A 13,805-nucleotide genomic window follows, 5' to 3' on the forward strand; every position below is an offset into this window, starting at 1 on the left:
CCGGGGACAGTCAGCCGCGGCTCAGATTGGGACCACGGTGGGGTCGGTGAAGACCCGGTCCAGGGCGGCGTACGCGCCGCCGAGGGCGGCGGCGTCGAAGCCGAGGCGGGAGAGCTCGACCCGGCAGCCGTCGGCGTCGGCGGCGACGACGCGGTCGGCGATCTCTCGGCGGACGCCGTCGAGGAGGTAGTCGCCCAGGACGGCGAAGTAGCCGCCCAGCACGAGCACGGCCGGGTTCATCATGTTGATCAGCACCGAGGCGCCGAGGCCGAGCCCGGTGGCGACCTGCTCAAGGGTGGAGAGGGTACGCCGGTCACCGGCCCGGGCGCGCTGAACTATCACGGCCAGCCGTTCCTCGAGGTCGCGCTGCGGGTCGTGGACCGGGTCGTCGGGGTCGGCGGCGAGGCTCAGCAGCGCGCCCAGCCCGACCATCGTCTCCCAGCAGCCGGTGCGGCCACAGGCGCACGGCGCGGGCGCAGGGTTGAGCGGGAGGTGGCCGATCTCGCCTGCGTGCCCACGCGTACCGCGGACCAGCCGGCCGGCCGCGATCACGCCGGCGCCGACACCCATCTCGCCGCTGAGGTAGGCGAGGTCGGCGGTGCCGGCGGCGGCGCCGAGAGCGTGCTCGGCGATCGCCGCGAGCTTCACGTCGTTCTCGACCTCGACCCGGAGGGCGGCGTCGCCCAGCTGATCGACCAGCCGGTCGGCCAGAGGCGCGGCGACCGGTGCGTCGTACCAGCCGATCAGGGGTGCGTAGTCGACCCGGCCGGTGCCGGGGTTGACGTTGCCGGGGGCAGCCAGGGTCAGCCCGGCGGGACGGCCCGGGACCTCTGACGTCGTCTCCCGGACCAGCTGGCTGAGAGCGTCCAGGGTCGCCTCGCGCTCGGCCCGGGGTACGTCGTACCCGACCCGCTTCCGGGCCCGCACCTCGCCGCGCAGGTCGAGCACGGTCACGCTCAGGTAGTCCACGCTGACCTCGGCGCCGATGCCGTAGACCCGGTCGTGTAGCTCGTAGTCGACCGCCGGCCTGCCCGAGCCGCGGTTCTCCGGCGGGCCGACCTCGCGCAGCAGACCTCGCTGGACGAGGTCGGCCACCAGGACCGAGACCGTGGCCTTGGTCAGCCCGGTCTCCTCGGCCAGCCTGGCCCGCGATCGAGGACCCGCCTCGCGAAGCCGGCGCAGCGCTACGGACAGATTGCCGCGGCGTACGTCGAACTGCTCGGCGGGTCTGATCGTGGGCTGCAACGCACTAGCCTCCGCAGTGGAACCGGGCGTCGGCCCAGTCCGCGTGGTCGTTGCCGACGCCGTCGCCGCCGTCGGTGACCCGCAGCACCACCTCGTCGGCCGCACCCAGGTCCGCTTCGAGAGCGTACGCCGCCGAGTCGGACCGCAGCACCGGCGACTGTGCGACCACCTCACCGTCGGCCACCACCTGGAAGGCCACCGAGCCGCGGCTGGTCTGGTAGTCGTCGACACCGACCTGAGCCGTGAACCGGGCGCAGTTGCCGCCGAGGTAGTAGGCGATCTCGCTGGGGGCGTGCGTGCCGAGACCCTTCTCGTACGTCGTGCCGTTGAGCTTGAGCGGCGGCCCGTCGCCCGCGTCCGACTCTCCGTTCGCCCGGTCCAGCTCGACCGGACCCCAGCCGTTGCTGGACGACAGCCAACCGAGGTCGCTGGCCCAGGTGTCGGCGGTCGGCGGCGGTGGCACGGTGCCGACCAGCGTCGAGCCGGTGACGGTCCGGGCACCCTGCTCCGACCGGTAGGTCGCCGTGGTCACCAGGTCGTACTCACCGGTGGGGGTGTCCGCCGGTGGCGTCACCGCCCACTCGGTGCTGACCGCGGCGCCGGACGCCACCGAGTCGAATGTGGCCGGTCCGGTCGCGGTGGCGGTCCAGCCCTCGGGTAGGGCGAGTGCCAGGTTCACCGCGGTGACCGCGGCCGTCTCGCCGTTGCGGAAGGTGGTGGTGACCTTGTTGGCGCGGCCGGGGAGCAGGTTCTCGTTCTCGGACGCCACCTCGGCGACACCGCACGGGTCGTCGACGGTCGCCCGGCCGAGGTCCTCGACCTCGAAGCCGTCGAGGGTGAACTCGACCTGGTCCTCGTTGCCGGGCAGCCGCTTCAGGCCCACCCAGTAGTCGCCGCAGCCGCCGGCCACGAACTCCTGCACGTGGGTGGTCGGGTCGGTCTGCCGCGGCAGCTTGGTCACCTTCACCTCGCGCGAGCCCGCCGGGCCATCCACGCCGAGCACCCAGCCGTAGCGGTCCGCGGTCTCGGCCTCGTAGTCGAAGCTGACCCGGTACTTGCGGCCCGGCTGGAACCGCACCGTGGAGGGCGTGGTGCGGTAGCTGATGCCGCTGAAGTACTCGTAGGACTTCAGGCTCCACTCACCGCTGATCACGTCGTCGATGGCCTTGCCGTTCCAGCCGCGCTGCGTGTACGGCGCGTTCAGCTCGGCCAGGTGGGTGTTGGCGTCGCTGACCGGGATGTCGCCGCGGTAGAACGGCCCCCAGCCCGCGTCGACGTCCTCGAAGTCCCACGAGGCCAGCAGGTCGGCCCTGACCGGCTCCGCCATCGGCACCACGCGCACGTTGTCGAACCGCACCCGCCCTGCGCCGGCCGCGGTCTGCAGGGCCAGCTTCGCCTCGTCACCGCCGCGCGGGACGGTGAAAAACACCCGCACCCGCTGGTACGCCGTGCCGTGCTTCTCGTCCGAGGCGGTGGAGTTGGTGAGCGTGCTGCGGTCCAGCCGGTTGGTGGCGGTCCGGCCACCCTCAGGCTCAACGGTCACGAACGTCGGCCTGGTCGCGCCCGGCTCGATCTCGACGTCCACGGACGCGGAGTAGGAGCCGGGCTCCAGGCCGCGCAGCCGCTGGCTGAGCTTGGCCGACCGGCGTCCGGACAGCACCGCCTCGAACTGGCCGCGGCCGTTGCGCTCCACGGCGGCCGCGCCGCTGGGGTTCCAGGCGCGCAGGTCGCCGTAGTTGAAGCCGGGGTCACGGACCGGCGTCCCCGCGCCGTACCTCGGGTCGGGCGCGGCGGCCGGCGCCGCGGCGTACAGCACGTACGCCGTCTTTGCGGCCGCGGTCAGCGTCACCTTGCCGTTGCTGACCGGCACCGTGCCGGCCGAGACCCGGCCCCGGTCGGTCAGCTGGTAGAGGCGCAGCGAGCGGGCCTGGGCGAACGCTCCGGTCAGCTGCCAGGTGGTGGAGCCGCCGTCGGCGTTGTAGTGGTAGAGCTTGGTCGGCTGCGCCGGGTTCCAGGGCAGCAGGTAGGCGTCGCCGTCGAGCACCTTGGCGCCACCGCTGGTGATGGTGCGGTTCGCGGTCGTCGTACCGGCAACGGTCACGCCGTCGGCGAGCCGGATCTCGGTGTCGGTCCAGCGCTGGATCGGGAAGTGCTGGAGGAACTTCACCGGCAGGTTGGTGCCCCACACGTTGTGCAGGAAGGCGTTGTAGTCGACCTCGCCGGTCCAGCCCTCGAACTCGTCGATCTGGGCGCTGCCGAGCAGCGGGTGCGGGATGTAGACGTCGCGCCGGTGGTTGTCGACGAACCGCATGATCTTGGAGTTGATGCCCTTGGAGTCCACGCCGCCGTAGTCGAAGTCGGCCGACCAGTGGGTCCACAGCGCGTCGCGGACGAACCGGTGGGACCATTCGGTCGAGATCTCGTAGCCCTGCTCGCGCAGCTCGCGGGCCAGCCGGTCGGCGGTCCAGCCGGACTCGCGGAACACGTCGATGTAGAGCAGGTCCAGCTTGCCGCCGGTCTCGTCGCGCAGCTGCTCGAAGCGGTCCTGGACGTCCCCGCTGACCAGGTCGCGGCGCTGGTCGATCCGGTAGGACTGGTCCATCCACGCCCACTGCGGGTTGTTCTTGTTCACCAGCGTCTCGGAGAACGCCTTCGCCTCCGGGTAGGCCTCGGTCGCGTTGACGTGGACGCCGTACTCGGTGTTGGTCGAGGGAGCCTCGGCGAGCAGCTTGTTGAGGTCGTCGAGCCCGCCGGCGCGCGTGTTGTAGTTGCCGCCGTAGTCGGGGTGTGCGGCGTCGTGGCCCTCGGACTGGTAGCCCTTGAGGATCGCGAACTGGCCGAGGCCGTCGGTGGCCAGCGCGATCCGCTTGGTGTCGTCGCCGGTCTGCAGGAACGGGTGGGTGGCCATCGAGGCGATGTTGAAGGGGATCCGCTGCACCACCCGGTCCTTGACCGCGTCGGCACCGGCCGGCTTGTAGGCGATCTCGCGGAGCGCGATGGCGCCGTCCTGCCAGTCGGTGGCGCCGTCGTCGTTGCGCTCACCGGTGATCGCGATCTTGACGGTCGGGGCCGGCTCGGTGTCGTCGTCGGCCGCGGTCGCCGCGCGGTAGGTCCACTGGCCGCTCCACACGCCGACCTCGGTGTACGACGCGGTCTTGCGCGCCTGCCGCCAGAAGTGGCCGTTGTCGTCGGTGGTGCCTCCGCTCGGCTTGTCGTAGACCGAGTTGGTCTCCATGGCCGCGGCGACCTTGCCGGTGGAGACCAGCGTGAAGTACGAGCCGATCGGCGACGCGTTGGGCGGGGTGGCGTCGGTGACCGGGTAGATCGTGTCGCCGGTGCGCTGGGTGGACAGGTCCACCTTCGCGGCCGCGACCTGGGCCTTCGCGTCGGTGCTGCGCACCGAGACCAGGTCGTGCTGGGGGATGTCGATGGTGTTGACCCGGAACGTGCCGGACTCGGTCACCTCGTCGATGGTGAAGGTGACCACGTGACCGTCGACGCTCAGGCTGGCCGACAGCGTCACGTCGACGGTGGGGAAGCTCAGCGTGTAGCGGGCGGTCGTCGCGTCGACCTCGGAGGTGACCTCCGGTTGGTACGCCGTGCCGTTGAGGACCACCGAGCCCAGCGTGGCGGCCCGGCCATGGAGGACCTCGCCGGTGGCCAGGTGCCGGTAGTCGACGACCTGCGGGAACGCCCGGTCGACGGTCACCTCCAGCTCGGACGAGGCGAGCGTGGCGGGCTCCCCGGCAGCGGCCTGGGCGGCCGGCGTACCGGCGGTGGCGAGGCTCGGCGAGGTCGGGCTCAGCGCGGTGGCGGTGACCGCGGTAATCGTGGCGAGGGCGAGTGTGGCGGTGCGCAGCAGGGGCGTCATCGGTTCCTCCGGCAGTTTGTTGACCCGTTGAACTATCTAGGCCATGGCCGTCCGGAGTCAATGGTTACGTGCAAGTAGCCGCCGGCAGGCGGACGGACTACGGGCGGATTACCCCGGCCTGCCGGGCCGCTTCCAGCCAGGATGGGAACTCCTCCAGCAGCCGGTCGTACAGCTCGGCGTCGCTGACGGTCTCGATGTCGTCGACGGCGAAGAAGCCGGCGTTGTCCACCAGCCGCCCGGGCATGGTGTCGAGCCGCTCGAGGATGCCGTACTCGGCGCGCCCGAGGCCCACGAACTGCCAGAAGATGGGGTGCTGCGCCGCGTCGACGAGCAGCTGACGGATCTGCCTGGTGCGGTTCACGCCGCCGTCGGAGAAGAAGATCACCAGCACCGGATCGCCGGGCTCGCGGAGGTACCTGTCGATGATGTCGGTGATGACCAGCGGCTCGTTGTTGCCGCCGCGGGCGTGCGCCAAGTGGTCGGGGTCGCGCAGCGAGCCGTCGGGCAGCGGCGGCAGCTGCCGTCCGCCACTGGCGTTGATGTAGACCCACTGGGTGATCCAGTCCGGCAGCTCCGGGATCCGCAGCGACGGCAGCCGGGCGAAGTCGTCGGCGAAGGCCCAGGCGTCCAGCGAGCCGTCGTCGTCGAGGGTGGCCGCGACCGGGGCAAGGCGCTCGACGATGCGTGCGACGACGCCCTCGGCGTACAGAGTGCGCATCGACCCGGTGCGATCGAGTACGACGGCGACCCGCGCCCGCACGCCCGGGATGCCCTTCTTCTCCAAGGTGATGCGGACGGTCTCCTTCCGCAGCGAGATTTGCTTGGCCATGTTGACCGGGAGCCCGGCGACGTCGGGGTCCTCAAGGTCAGCAGCGGGCGGAGCGACGTCCGGCTCGTCGTCGACGGTGACGCCGTAGTCAGTGGCGAGCCCGGCGAGCCCGGTCGTGTAGCCCTGTCCGATGGCACGGAACTTCCAGCCGCCCGCCCGTCGGTAGAACTCACCGAGGACCGCCACCGTCTCCGCGTCGTACGCCGGCACGGCGAACTCCGCAGCCACCTCCGAGCCGTCCGCGACGCTCACGGCCAGACCGGACACGCCCGCGAGCGTGCCGTCGTCGGCCGAGGCCGCGATGACCAGCCGATCGATCGCATCCGGGACGTCCGGCAGCCGTACGCCGATCCGCTGGGCGCCGTTCTCGCCGCCGAGGTGTCGCACCGACCCGCCGCCACCCTCGGGCTGGTTGTAGAACACGAAGTCCGCGTCGGAGCGCACCCTGCCCGCGTGGGTCACCAGCAGCGCCGAGGCGTCCAGGGACCCGCCGGACCAGCGCACCGTCACGGTCAGCTCGGTCGCGGGTACGTCGGTGTTCCCGCCCGGCGGCAGCGTCGTCATGGGGCGTTTGTATCACCCGTGACCGGGGTCAGTCCTCGGGGTCGTCGAGACGTGCCAGCCAGGTCGCGAACCGCTCGACGGCGGTCTCGAACTCCGGGAAGGTGTCGGTGAACTCCTGGAGCCGTTCGCCCAGCCACGCCAGGGTGACTTCCTCGTCACCCCGGCGCTTCTGGAGCTCCTCGATGCCTCGATCGGTGAAGTACACCGGCGACCTACGCGAACGCCTCGTCGAGCAGGTTCTTCTGCTCCTCCTGGTGCCGCTTGACCGTGCCGACCGAGGGGGCGGCAGAGCCGGGGCGGGTGACCGCCTCGAGCGGCGAGGAGAGGCGCGGCGCGACGTTCATCGTGTAGTGCGGCCACGGGCCCATGTTGAACGGCTCGTCCTGCACCCAGCGGACCGTCTTGAGGTTCGGGTACTTGGCGATCTCCGCGTTGATCTCGTCGGCCGGCGCCGGGTAGAGCTGCTCGACGCGGGCGATCGCGAACCGGTTGCCGTCCTGCCGCTTGCCGCGCTCGACGGCCAGGTCCCAGGTGATCCGGCCCGAGCACAGCAGCAGCGTGTCGACGCTGGCCGGGTCGGCTCCGGAGTCGCCGATCAGCGGCTGGAACGAGCCCGAGGTGAAGTCGGCCGGCTGCGAGGCGGCCTCCTTGCGCTTGAGCATCGACTTCGGCGTGAACACCACCAGCGGCTTGTGCTCCTCGCCGAGCGAGTGCCGGCGCAGCAGGTGGAAGTACGACGCGGGCGTCGACGGCTGGGCGACCACGAACGACCACTCGGCACACATGGTCAGGAACCGCTCGATCCGCGCCGAGGAGTGGTCCGGGCCCTGGCCCTCGTAGCCGTGGGGGAGCAGGAGGACGACGCCGGACTGCTGGCGCCACTTCGCCTCACCCGAGGAGATGAACTCGTCGATGACGGTCTGGGCGCCGTTGACGAAGTCGCCGAACTGCGCCTCCCAGAGCACCAGTGCCTCGGGCCGCGCCACGGAGTAGCCGTACTCGAAGCCGAGGGCGGCGTACTCCGACAGCAGCGAGTCGTAGACGTGGAACTTCGCCTGGTCCTCGCTGAGGTTGGACAGCGGCGTCCACTCGTCGGCGTTCTTGCGGTCGATGATCGTGGCGAACCGCTGCACGAACGTGCCGCGCCGCGAGTCCTGGCCGGCCAGCCGGACCGGCCGGCCGTCCATCAGCAGCGCGCCGAACGCGAGGATCTCGCCGGTGCCCCAGTCGATCGGACCGTCGGTGATCGCGGCGGCCCGGCGCTGCAGTTGCGGCATCACCTTCGGGTGCACGGTGAAGCCCTCGGGCGGGGTGATGTAGGCGTCGGAGATCCGCTTGAGGGTCTCCTCCGAGATCGCCGTACTCGCCTCGCCGGCGGGCTTGTCGGGGTACTCCGGGACCGTCGTCCACTCGGTCGGCGCGGCGTTGGCCTCACGCACCTCGGTGAAGACCCGCTCGAGCTGCTGCTGGTAGTCGCGCAGCACCTGCTCGGCCTCCTCGATCGTGATGTCGCCACGACCGATCAGGGACTCGGTGTAGAGCTTGCGGACCGAGCGCTTCTGCTCGATCAGGTCGTACATCAGCGGCTGGGTGTACGACGGGTCGTCGCCCTCGTTGTGACCGCGGCGGCGGTAGCAGACCAGGTCGATCACGACGTCCTTGTTGAAGGCCTGCCGGTACTCGAACGCCAGCCGGGCAACGCGGATGCACGCCTCCGGGTCATCGCCGTTGACGTGGAAGATCGGCGCCTGCACCATCCGGGCCACGTCGGTGCAGTACAGCGAGGAGCGCGACGAGCCGGGGGAGGTGGTGAAGCCGACCTGGTTGTTGACCACCACGTGGATGGTGCCGCCGGTGCGGTAGCCACGCAGCTGGGAGAGGTTGAGCGTCTCCGCGACGACACCCTGGCCCGCGAACGCCGCGTCACCGTGGACCAGCAGCGGCAGCACCGGGTAGGCCGCGCCCTTGTCGAGCACGTCCTGCTTGGCCCGCGCGATGCCCTCGAGCACGGGGTCGACCGCCTCCAGGTGGGACGGGTTCGCGGCGACCGAGACCTTGATCCGGTCACCCGAGCCGGCCACGAACTCGCCCTCGGCGCCGAGGTGGTACTTCACGTCGCCCGAGCCCTGGACGGTGCGCGGGTCGATGTTGCCCTCGAACTCCCGGAAGATCTGGGAGTACTTCTTGCCGACGATGTTGGCGAGCACGTTCAGCCGGCCGCGGTGCGCCATGCCGACGGTGACCTCGTCGAGGCCGGACTCGGCGGCCGCCTCGCAGATCTCGTCGAGGACCGGGATCGTGGTCTCGCCGCCTTCGAGCGAGAACCGCTTCTGGCCGACGAACTTGGTCTGCAGGAACGTCTCGAACGCCTCGGCCTGGTTGAGCTTCAGCAGGATCCGCAGCTGCTCCTCCCGCGGCGGCTTCTCGTGCGGCCGCTCCACGCGCTCCTGGATCCAGCGGCGCTGCTCGGGATCCATGATGTGCATGTACTCGATGCCGGTGGTGCGGCAGTAGGAGTCGCGCAGGATGCCGAGGATCTTGCGGAGCTTCAGGAAGCGGCGGCCCTCACCGCCGAACGAGCCGGTCGCGAACTCGCGGTCGAGGTCCCACAGGGTCAGCCCGTGGGAGGTCACCTCGAGGTCGGGGTGGCTGCGCTGGCGGTACTCCAGCGGGTCGGTGTCGGCCATCATGTGGCCGCGCACCCGGTAGGCGTGGATCAGCTCCAGGATGCGGGCCTGCTTGCCGATCTCGTCGTCGTGGGAGGTCGCGATGTCGTTGGCCCAGCGGATCGGCTCGTAGGGGATCCGCAGCGACCGGAAGATCTCGTCGTAGAAGCCCTCCTCGCCGAGCAGCAGCGCGTGGACCCGCTTCAGGAAGTCGCCCGACTGGGCGCCTTGGATGACCCTGTGGTCGTACGTCGAGGTCAGGGTCAGGATCTTGCTGATCGCGTTGCGGGTGATGGTGTCCTCGGACGCACCCTGGAACTCCGGCGGGAACTCCATCGACCCCACGCCGATGATCGCGCCCTGGCCCTTCATCAGCCGCGGCACCGAGTGGTTGGTGCCGATCGTGCCGGGGTTGGTCAGCGAGATCGTGGTGCCCTGGAAGTCGGCCACGGTGAGCTTGTTGTTGCGGGCCTTGCGGACGACGTCCTCGTACGCGGTCCAGAAGGCCGCGAACTCCATCGTGTCCGCGCCCTTGATCGACGGCACCAGCAGCTGCCGGGTCCCGTCGGGCTTGGGCAGGTCGATGGCCAGGCCCAGGTTGATGTGGGCCGGCGTGATCAGGTTGGGCTTGCCGTCGACCAGGTCGTACCCGACGTTCATCTCCGGCATCGTGCGCAGCGCCTTGACCAGCGCGTAGCCGATCAGGTGGGTGAACGAGACCTTGCCGCCGCGGGCACGGGCGAGGTGGTTGTTGATGACGGTGCGGTTGTCCCAGAGCAGCTTGACCGGCATCGAGCGGACCGAGGTGGCGGTGGGCACCGTCAGCGAGACGTCCATGTTCTGGGCGGTGCGGGCCGGCGCGCCGCGCAGCACGGTGTACGACGGCTCGTCGGTCGCCGCGGACGGAGCCGCGGGTGCGGTCTCCTTCGACATCGGGGTGGTCGTGCCACGAGCGGGCTCGGCGGCGGCAGCGGCCGGGCGGGGCTTGGCGACCGGGGCGGGAGCGGGCGCGGACGTCGCGGCCGGCTGGGCCGGGGCGGCGGGAGCTGCAGGAGCCGCGGGGGCGGCAGGCTTGGACGCGGCGGGTGCAGCGGGGGCGGCGGGAGCGGGCGCTGCCGGGGCCGCGGGCGTTGCCGGCGTCGTACCGGTGGTGGCCGATTCGGGTGCGCCGTTGGCGGTGGCGGCGTCCGGGCCGCCGTTGGCCTTGAAGTAGGCAGCCCACGCTGCGTCTACACTGCCCGGGTCTTTCTGAAACTGCTCATACATCTCGTCAACGAGCCACTCATTGGCTCCGAACGCGGAGAGCGGATTGTCTTGAGAAGACTCGGGCACGGCTAGCTTCGCCTCTTCCAGTACGGCTGGTTGGTGGTGGTTTCCGTCGTCAAGGCTAGACCCAGACCGCAACAAATGCAGTGGTCAGGGCCAGTACGCGGGCAGGGTGTCACGAGTCGTACAACACATCGGGAGCTGACTTCATGAGAACTCCGAGAACCTGCTGGCGCGGCTACGCCGGATCGCTGCTGGTCATCGCGCTTGTCCTCTCCGGCTGCAGCGGCGATGACAAGAACGACAAATCGGACGATAAGCCGACGCCCACGCCGACCCCGACCGCCGAGGCTCCGGCGCCGGTTGCGGTCGACGCCAGGATCGGCGTGGTCCGCGGCAGGCTGCGCTCCAAGCAGCGCACGCCGCTGGTCAAGGACGTGGCCAAGGTCGTCGACGACTGGTTCGAGGCGGCGTACCTCGCGGGCAGCTACCCGCGCCGCGACTTCGGCGCGGCCTTCCCCGGCTTCACCGCCGGCGCCGCGCGCCAGGCGAAGGGCGACCGCAAGTTCATGAGCAACGCCGGCATCGGCACCCGCATCGACGGTGCCGAGGCCCGGGCCAAGGTCGTGCGCGTCGACGTGCTCGCCGGCAACAAGCTGCCGGCCGCGGTCACCGCGAGGTTTCGACTGGTGTTCCGCACCAGCGGCGAGTATCAGCGCCGGATCACCATCGACGGCCGGCTGTTCCTGACCCGCGGCAAGGAACGCAGGTGGCGGATCTTCGGGTACGACGTGACGAAGGGAGTCGAGAAGTGATGATCCGGACCCTCAAGACCATGGTGCTGGGCGTCGTACTCGCCGTCACGGCACTGACCATCCCGGACTCCGAGGTGCAGCCGGCCGACATGGCGCTGGTCGACCTTCCCCGAGCCCGGGGGGTCGACCTCTCGCCCGACGTGATCTGGATCATGGCCGTCGGCTCGGACGCCCGGGCGGGCCAGTCGATCCTGCACAGCCGCGGCGACGCCCTCCAGCTGATCGGCATCAACACCCGGACCGGCGCCGCGACGGTGATCGGCATCCCGCGGGACTCCTGGGTCAACCTGCCCGGCCGCGGAAGCGCGAAGATCAACGAGGCGACGATCTCGGGTGGTCCGCGACTGATGGCCAAGGCGGTCAGCGGGCTAGTGGGGATCGAGGCCGACTACGCCTTCATGACCGGCTTCGGCGGCTTCGAGCGGCTGGTCAACTCGATCGGCGGCATCACCGTGCGCTCGCGGTTCTCGTTCAGCGACCCGAACCTGCGCCCGCGAGGCTTCCGCGCCGGCAAGATCAAGCTGGACGGCCGCGGCGCGCACGCGTTCTCCCGGATCCGCAAGTCGCTGCCCGGCGGCGACTTCGACCGGTCGGCCAACCAGCAGCGCACGCTCCGCGGGATCCAGGCCCGGATCCGTGGCAACGCCCACCGGCCGGGCTTCATCGAGGGCGGGGTGCTGTCGGTGATGCGCAACCTGCACACCAACCTGACCCCGGCCCGGCTCTACGAGCTCGCCCAGGCCGTCGCCCAGGTCGACCCGCGCAAGCTCACCACCTGCGTGATCCCGGGCGGGACCGGGTACGTCGGCGCGGCCAGCGTGGTCTTCCCGAGCCGCTCCACCGCCCGCCGCTACGGCAGCGACGCCCGCCGCGACGCCACCCTCAGGCGCTGCTGAAGTCGTCGGTCAGGTGCAGATCAGCCGGTTGTTGTCCGCGATCTGAAGCAGCGCGTGGGACGCGGCCACGGAACGCATCGATGATCCGAAGAGTTCCGAACTGTGCGAGTCCGCGCTATCGTTTCTATAGCCGAGAAGACTGCCAACGCGGTTCTGCTCAACCGGGTGAGACTGCCAACGCGGTGCTCACATTGTTGACTCGGCCCGAACGAGGCCCAGCATCGCTGGGCCTCGTTCCGATTTTCCGACGGAGGCGCACGTGTATCTGATGTTCGTGGACGAATCTGGCACTCACGGCGGTAGCCATGCGTTCGTGCTCGGAGGCGTCGCGATTCACGAAGACGATGCGCAGCGGCTCCAGGTGGCACTGGATGAGCTGGTTTCGACGAAGCTCGGACGGATCCCGCCCAACCTCGAGGAGTACGAGCTTCACGCCAGCGAGCTCCGCAACGCGAAGAAGCCGCGCCCGGACGAGAGAAAGGCGCCGGCGGTCACCAGCATCTGGGCGAACGTGCCACGGACCACTCGGCTCGAACTCCTTGACGCCCGCCTATGACCTGGTCGCCTCCTTCCAGCCCAGGAGTACGGACACTCCGCCCGCTCTCTTTGGCGTCGTGGTCGACCGCAACTTTCACCCCGACGATTCACAGATCGAGCGAGAGCAGTTCGCCTACGAGGTCTTGCTGAACAAGTTCGACGTCATGCTGAAGCGGCGAGCAGCCGCTGGCCATGCGAACCGCGGACTTGTCATTCACGACAGGCGCGTTGTCGCAGAGCGAGACATCCAGTCATGGACCAGCGAGTGGAGGAAGGCCGCGGGAAACATCGGTCAGCTGATGAACCTGGCCGACGTCCCCCTGTTCGCAGACTCGCGGGCAACGCGTCTTCTCCAGATTGCGGACATCGTTTCCTACGCGTTGTTCCGGCGATATGCGCCCGGCGCTCCGGGGAGAGCCTTCATGAAGCTGTGGCCGCTGTTCCACGCCGAGGACGGTGCTGTGCATGGCTTGGTGCACTACACGCCCTCGTTCGGGCAGGCCACGTGTGACTGCGAGGCATGTCGAGGGCGCCTTATCGAGGCGGGCCAGGCTCGGTTCGTTCAGCCCGCCAAGCGTGAAAGTCGGTTGCGACGACGCACTCGGGGACGACGGACCACCGAGTGAGTCTGGCTGGCCCGAACCGACGCACGAATGGTTCGGGCTGCAGCTCGTCCGCGCTTTCGCCACCGTCGTGCGCTGGCGACCCTGATCGGTCAGGCGGGTGGTAGCGGCGGCACCACCCGGTCCATCTCGTGCACTTTGGCGCCGGTGAGCCGCTGCAGCATCTCGTCCAGCGGGGCCGATCCGAGTACGGCGAGGTGGTCGATGGTCGGGACCGCGATGGCGCGACCCAGTCCGTGCTTGGCCGCCTCGATCAGCTGGCCGAACGCCGCCGGCGCCGTCGAGTCCTGCTCGATGAACACCTCCGCCAGGTTGAAGCCCTGGCCCTGCGCGTACTCCCGGAACACCGCCGCGACCTTGGCCGGCTCCGCCTTCAGCTGGTGGACGCGGAGATATCCGGCTCTTCCTACCTGAGGTGGGTGTGAGCGACTCGCGGTGACGGCCTGATCTGGAGATGGGTCGAGACCTTCCAGAGTTCGGAGCGACCAAGCTA

The 13,805-nt window shown here is 70.0% G+C and carries 10 protein-coding genes; 4 read left to right on the forward strand and 6 right to left on the reverse strand.

The annotated features are described in order from the left end of the window. Positions 1-21 precede the first annotated feature (21 nt). The 5 genes from DDV73_RS16285 to DDV73_RS16300 all read right to left on the reverse strand — a co-directional run bounded on the left by DDV73_RS16285 (position 22) and on the right by DDV73_RS16300 (position 10,507). A complete protein-coding gene (locus tag DDV73_RS16285; RefSeq protein ID WP_240617321.1) occupies positions 22-1,245 on the reverse strand; it encodes an ROK family transcriptional regulator in 1,224 nt (407 codons plus the stop codon). 4 nt (positions 1,246-1,249) lie between these two features. After that, positions 1,250-5,116: an endo-alpha-N-acetylgalactosaminidase family protein gene (locus tag DDV73_RS16290; RefSeq protein ID WP_109508316.1), complete on the reverse strand. Its 3,867-nt coding sequence runs from the start codon at positions 5,114-5,116 to the stop codon at positions 1,250-1,252. Between the two features lie 97 nt (positions 5,117-5,213). Then, on the reverse strand, positions 5,214-6,509 hold the full coding sequence (locus DDV73_RS16295; protein ID WP_109508317.1) for a vWA domain-containing protein: 1,296 nt from the start codon (positions 6,507-6,509) through the stop codon (positions 5,214-5,216). Positions 6,510-6,537: 28 nt separating this feature from the next. Further along, positions 6,538-6,714, reverse strand: coding sequence for a DUF6104 family protein (locus tag DDV73_RS28445; protein ID WP_170126032.1), 177 nt, complete (start codon positions 6,712-6,714; stop codon positions 6,538-6,540). 7 nt (positions 6,715-6,721) lie between these two features. Next, positions 6,722-10,507: a multifunctional oxoglutarate decarboxylase/oxoglutarate dehydrogenase thiamine pyrophosphate-binding subunit/dihydrolipoyllysine-residue succinyltransferase subunit gene (locus DDV73_RS16300; RefSeq protein ID WP_206050919.1), complete on the reverse strand. Its 3,786-nt coding sequence runs from the start codon at positions 10,505-10,507 to the stop codon at positions 6,722-6,724. Positions 10,508-10,650: 143 nt separating this feature from the next. Here DDV73_RS16300 and DDV73_RS16305 point away from each other — a divergent pair, with 143 nt between their 5' ends. The 4 genes from DDV73_RS16305 to DDV73_RS16320 all read left to right on the forward strand — a co-directional run bounded on the left by DDV73_RS16305 (position 10,651) and on the right by DDV73_RS16320 (position 13,315). After that, positions 10,651-11,256 (forward strand): hypothetical protein, encoded by a 606-nt coding sequence (locus DDV73_RS16305; RefSeq protein WP_109508318.1) that lies wholly within the window; start codon positions 10,651-10,653, stop codon positions 11,254-11,256. Continuing rightward, positions 11,256-12,152 (forward strand): LCP family protein, encoded by an 897-nt coding sequence (locus DDV73_RS16310; RefSeq protein ID WP_109508331.1) that lies wholly within the window; start codon positions 11,256-11,258, stop codon positions 12,150-12,152. The genes DDV73_RS16305 and DDV73_RS16310 overlap by 1 nt, the downstream gene beginning before the upstream one ends. A 268-nt stretch (positions 12,153-12,420) precedes the next feature. Next, positions 12,421-12,708, forward strand: coding sequence for a DUF3800 domain-containing protein (locus DDV73_RS16315; RefSeq protein ID WP_338066401.1), 288 nt, complete (start codon positions 12,421-12,423; stop codon positions 12,706-12,708). Continuing rightward, on the forward strand, positions 12,692-13,315 hold the full coding sequence (locus tag DDV73_RS16320; protein ID WP_420818481.1) for a DUF3800 domain-containing protein: 624 nt from the start codon (positions 12,692-12,694) through the stop codon (positions 13,313-13,315). The genes DDV73_RS16315 and DDV73_RS16320 overlap by 17 nt, the downstream gene beginning before the upstream one ends. A gap of 89 nt (positions 13,316-13,404) precedes the next feature. On the opposite strand, the gene DDV73_RS28795 is transcribed toward DDV73_RS16320, so the two are convergent. Beyond that, positions 13,405-13,805 (reverse strand): recombinase family protein (locus tag DDV73_RS28795; RefSeq protein WP_206050920.1); only part of this gene is annotated, 401 nt, incomplete at its 5' end.

It is taken from the genome of Nocardioides speluncae, assembly GCF_003121585.1.
Taxonomy (GTDB): Bacteria; Actinomycetota; Actinomycetes; order Propionibacteriales; family Nocardioidaceae; genus Nocardioides; species Nocardioides speluncae.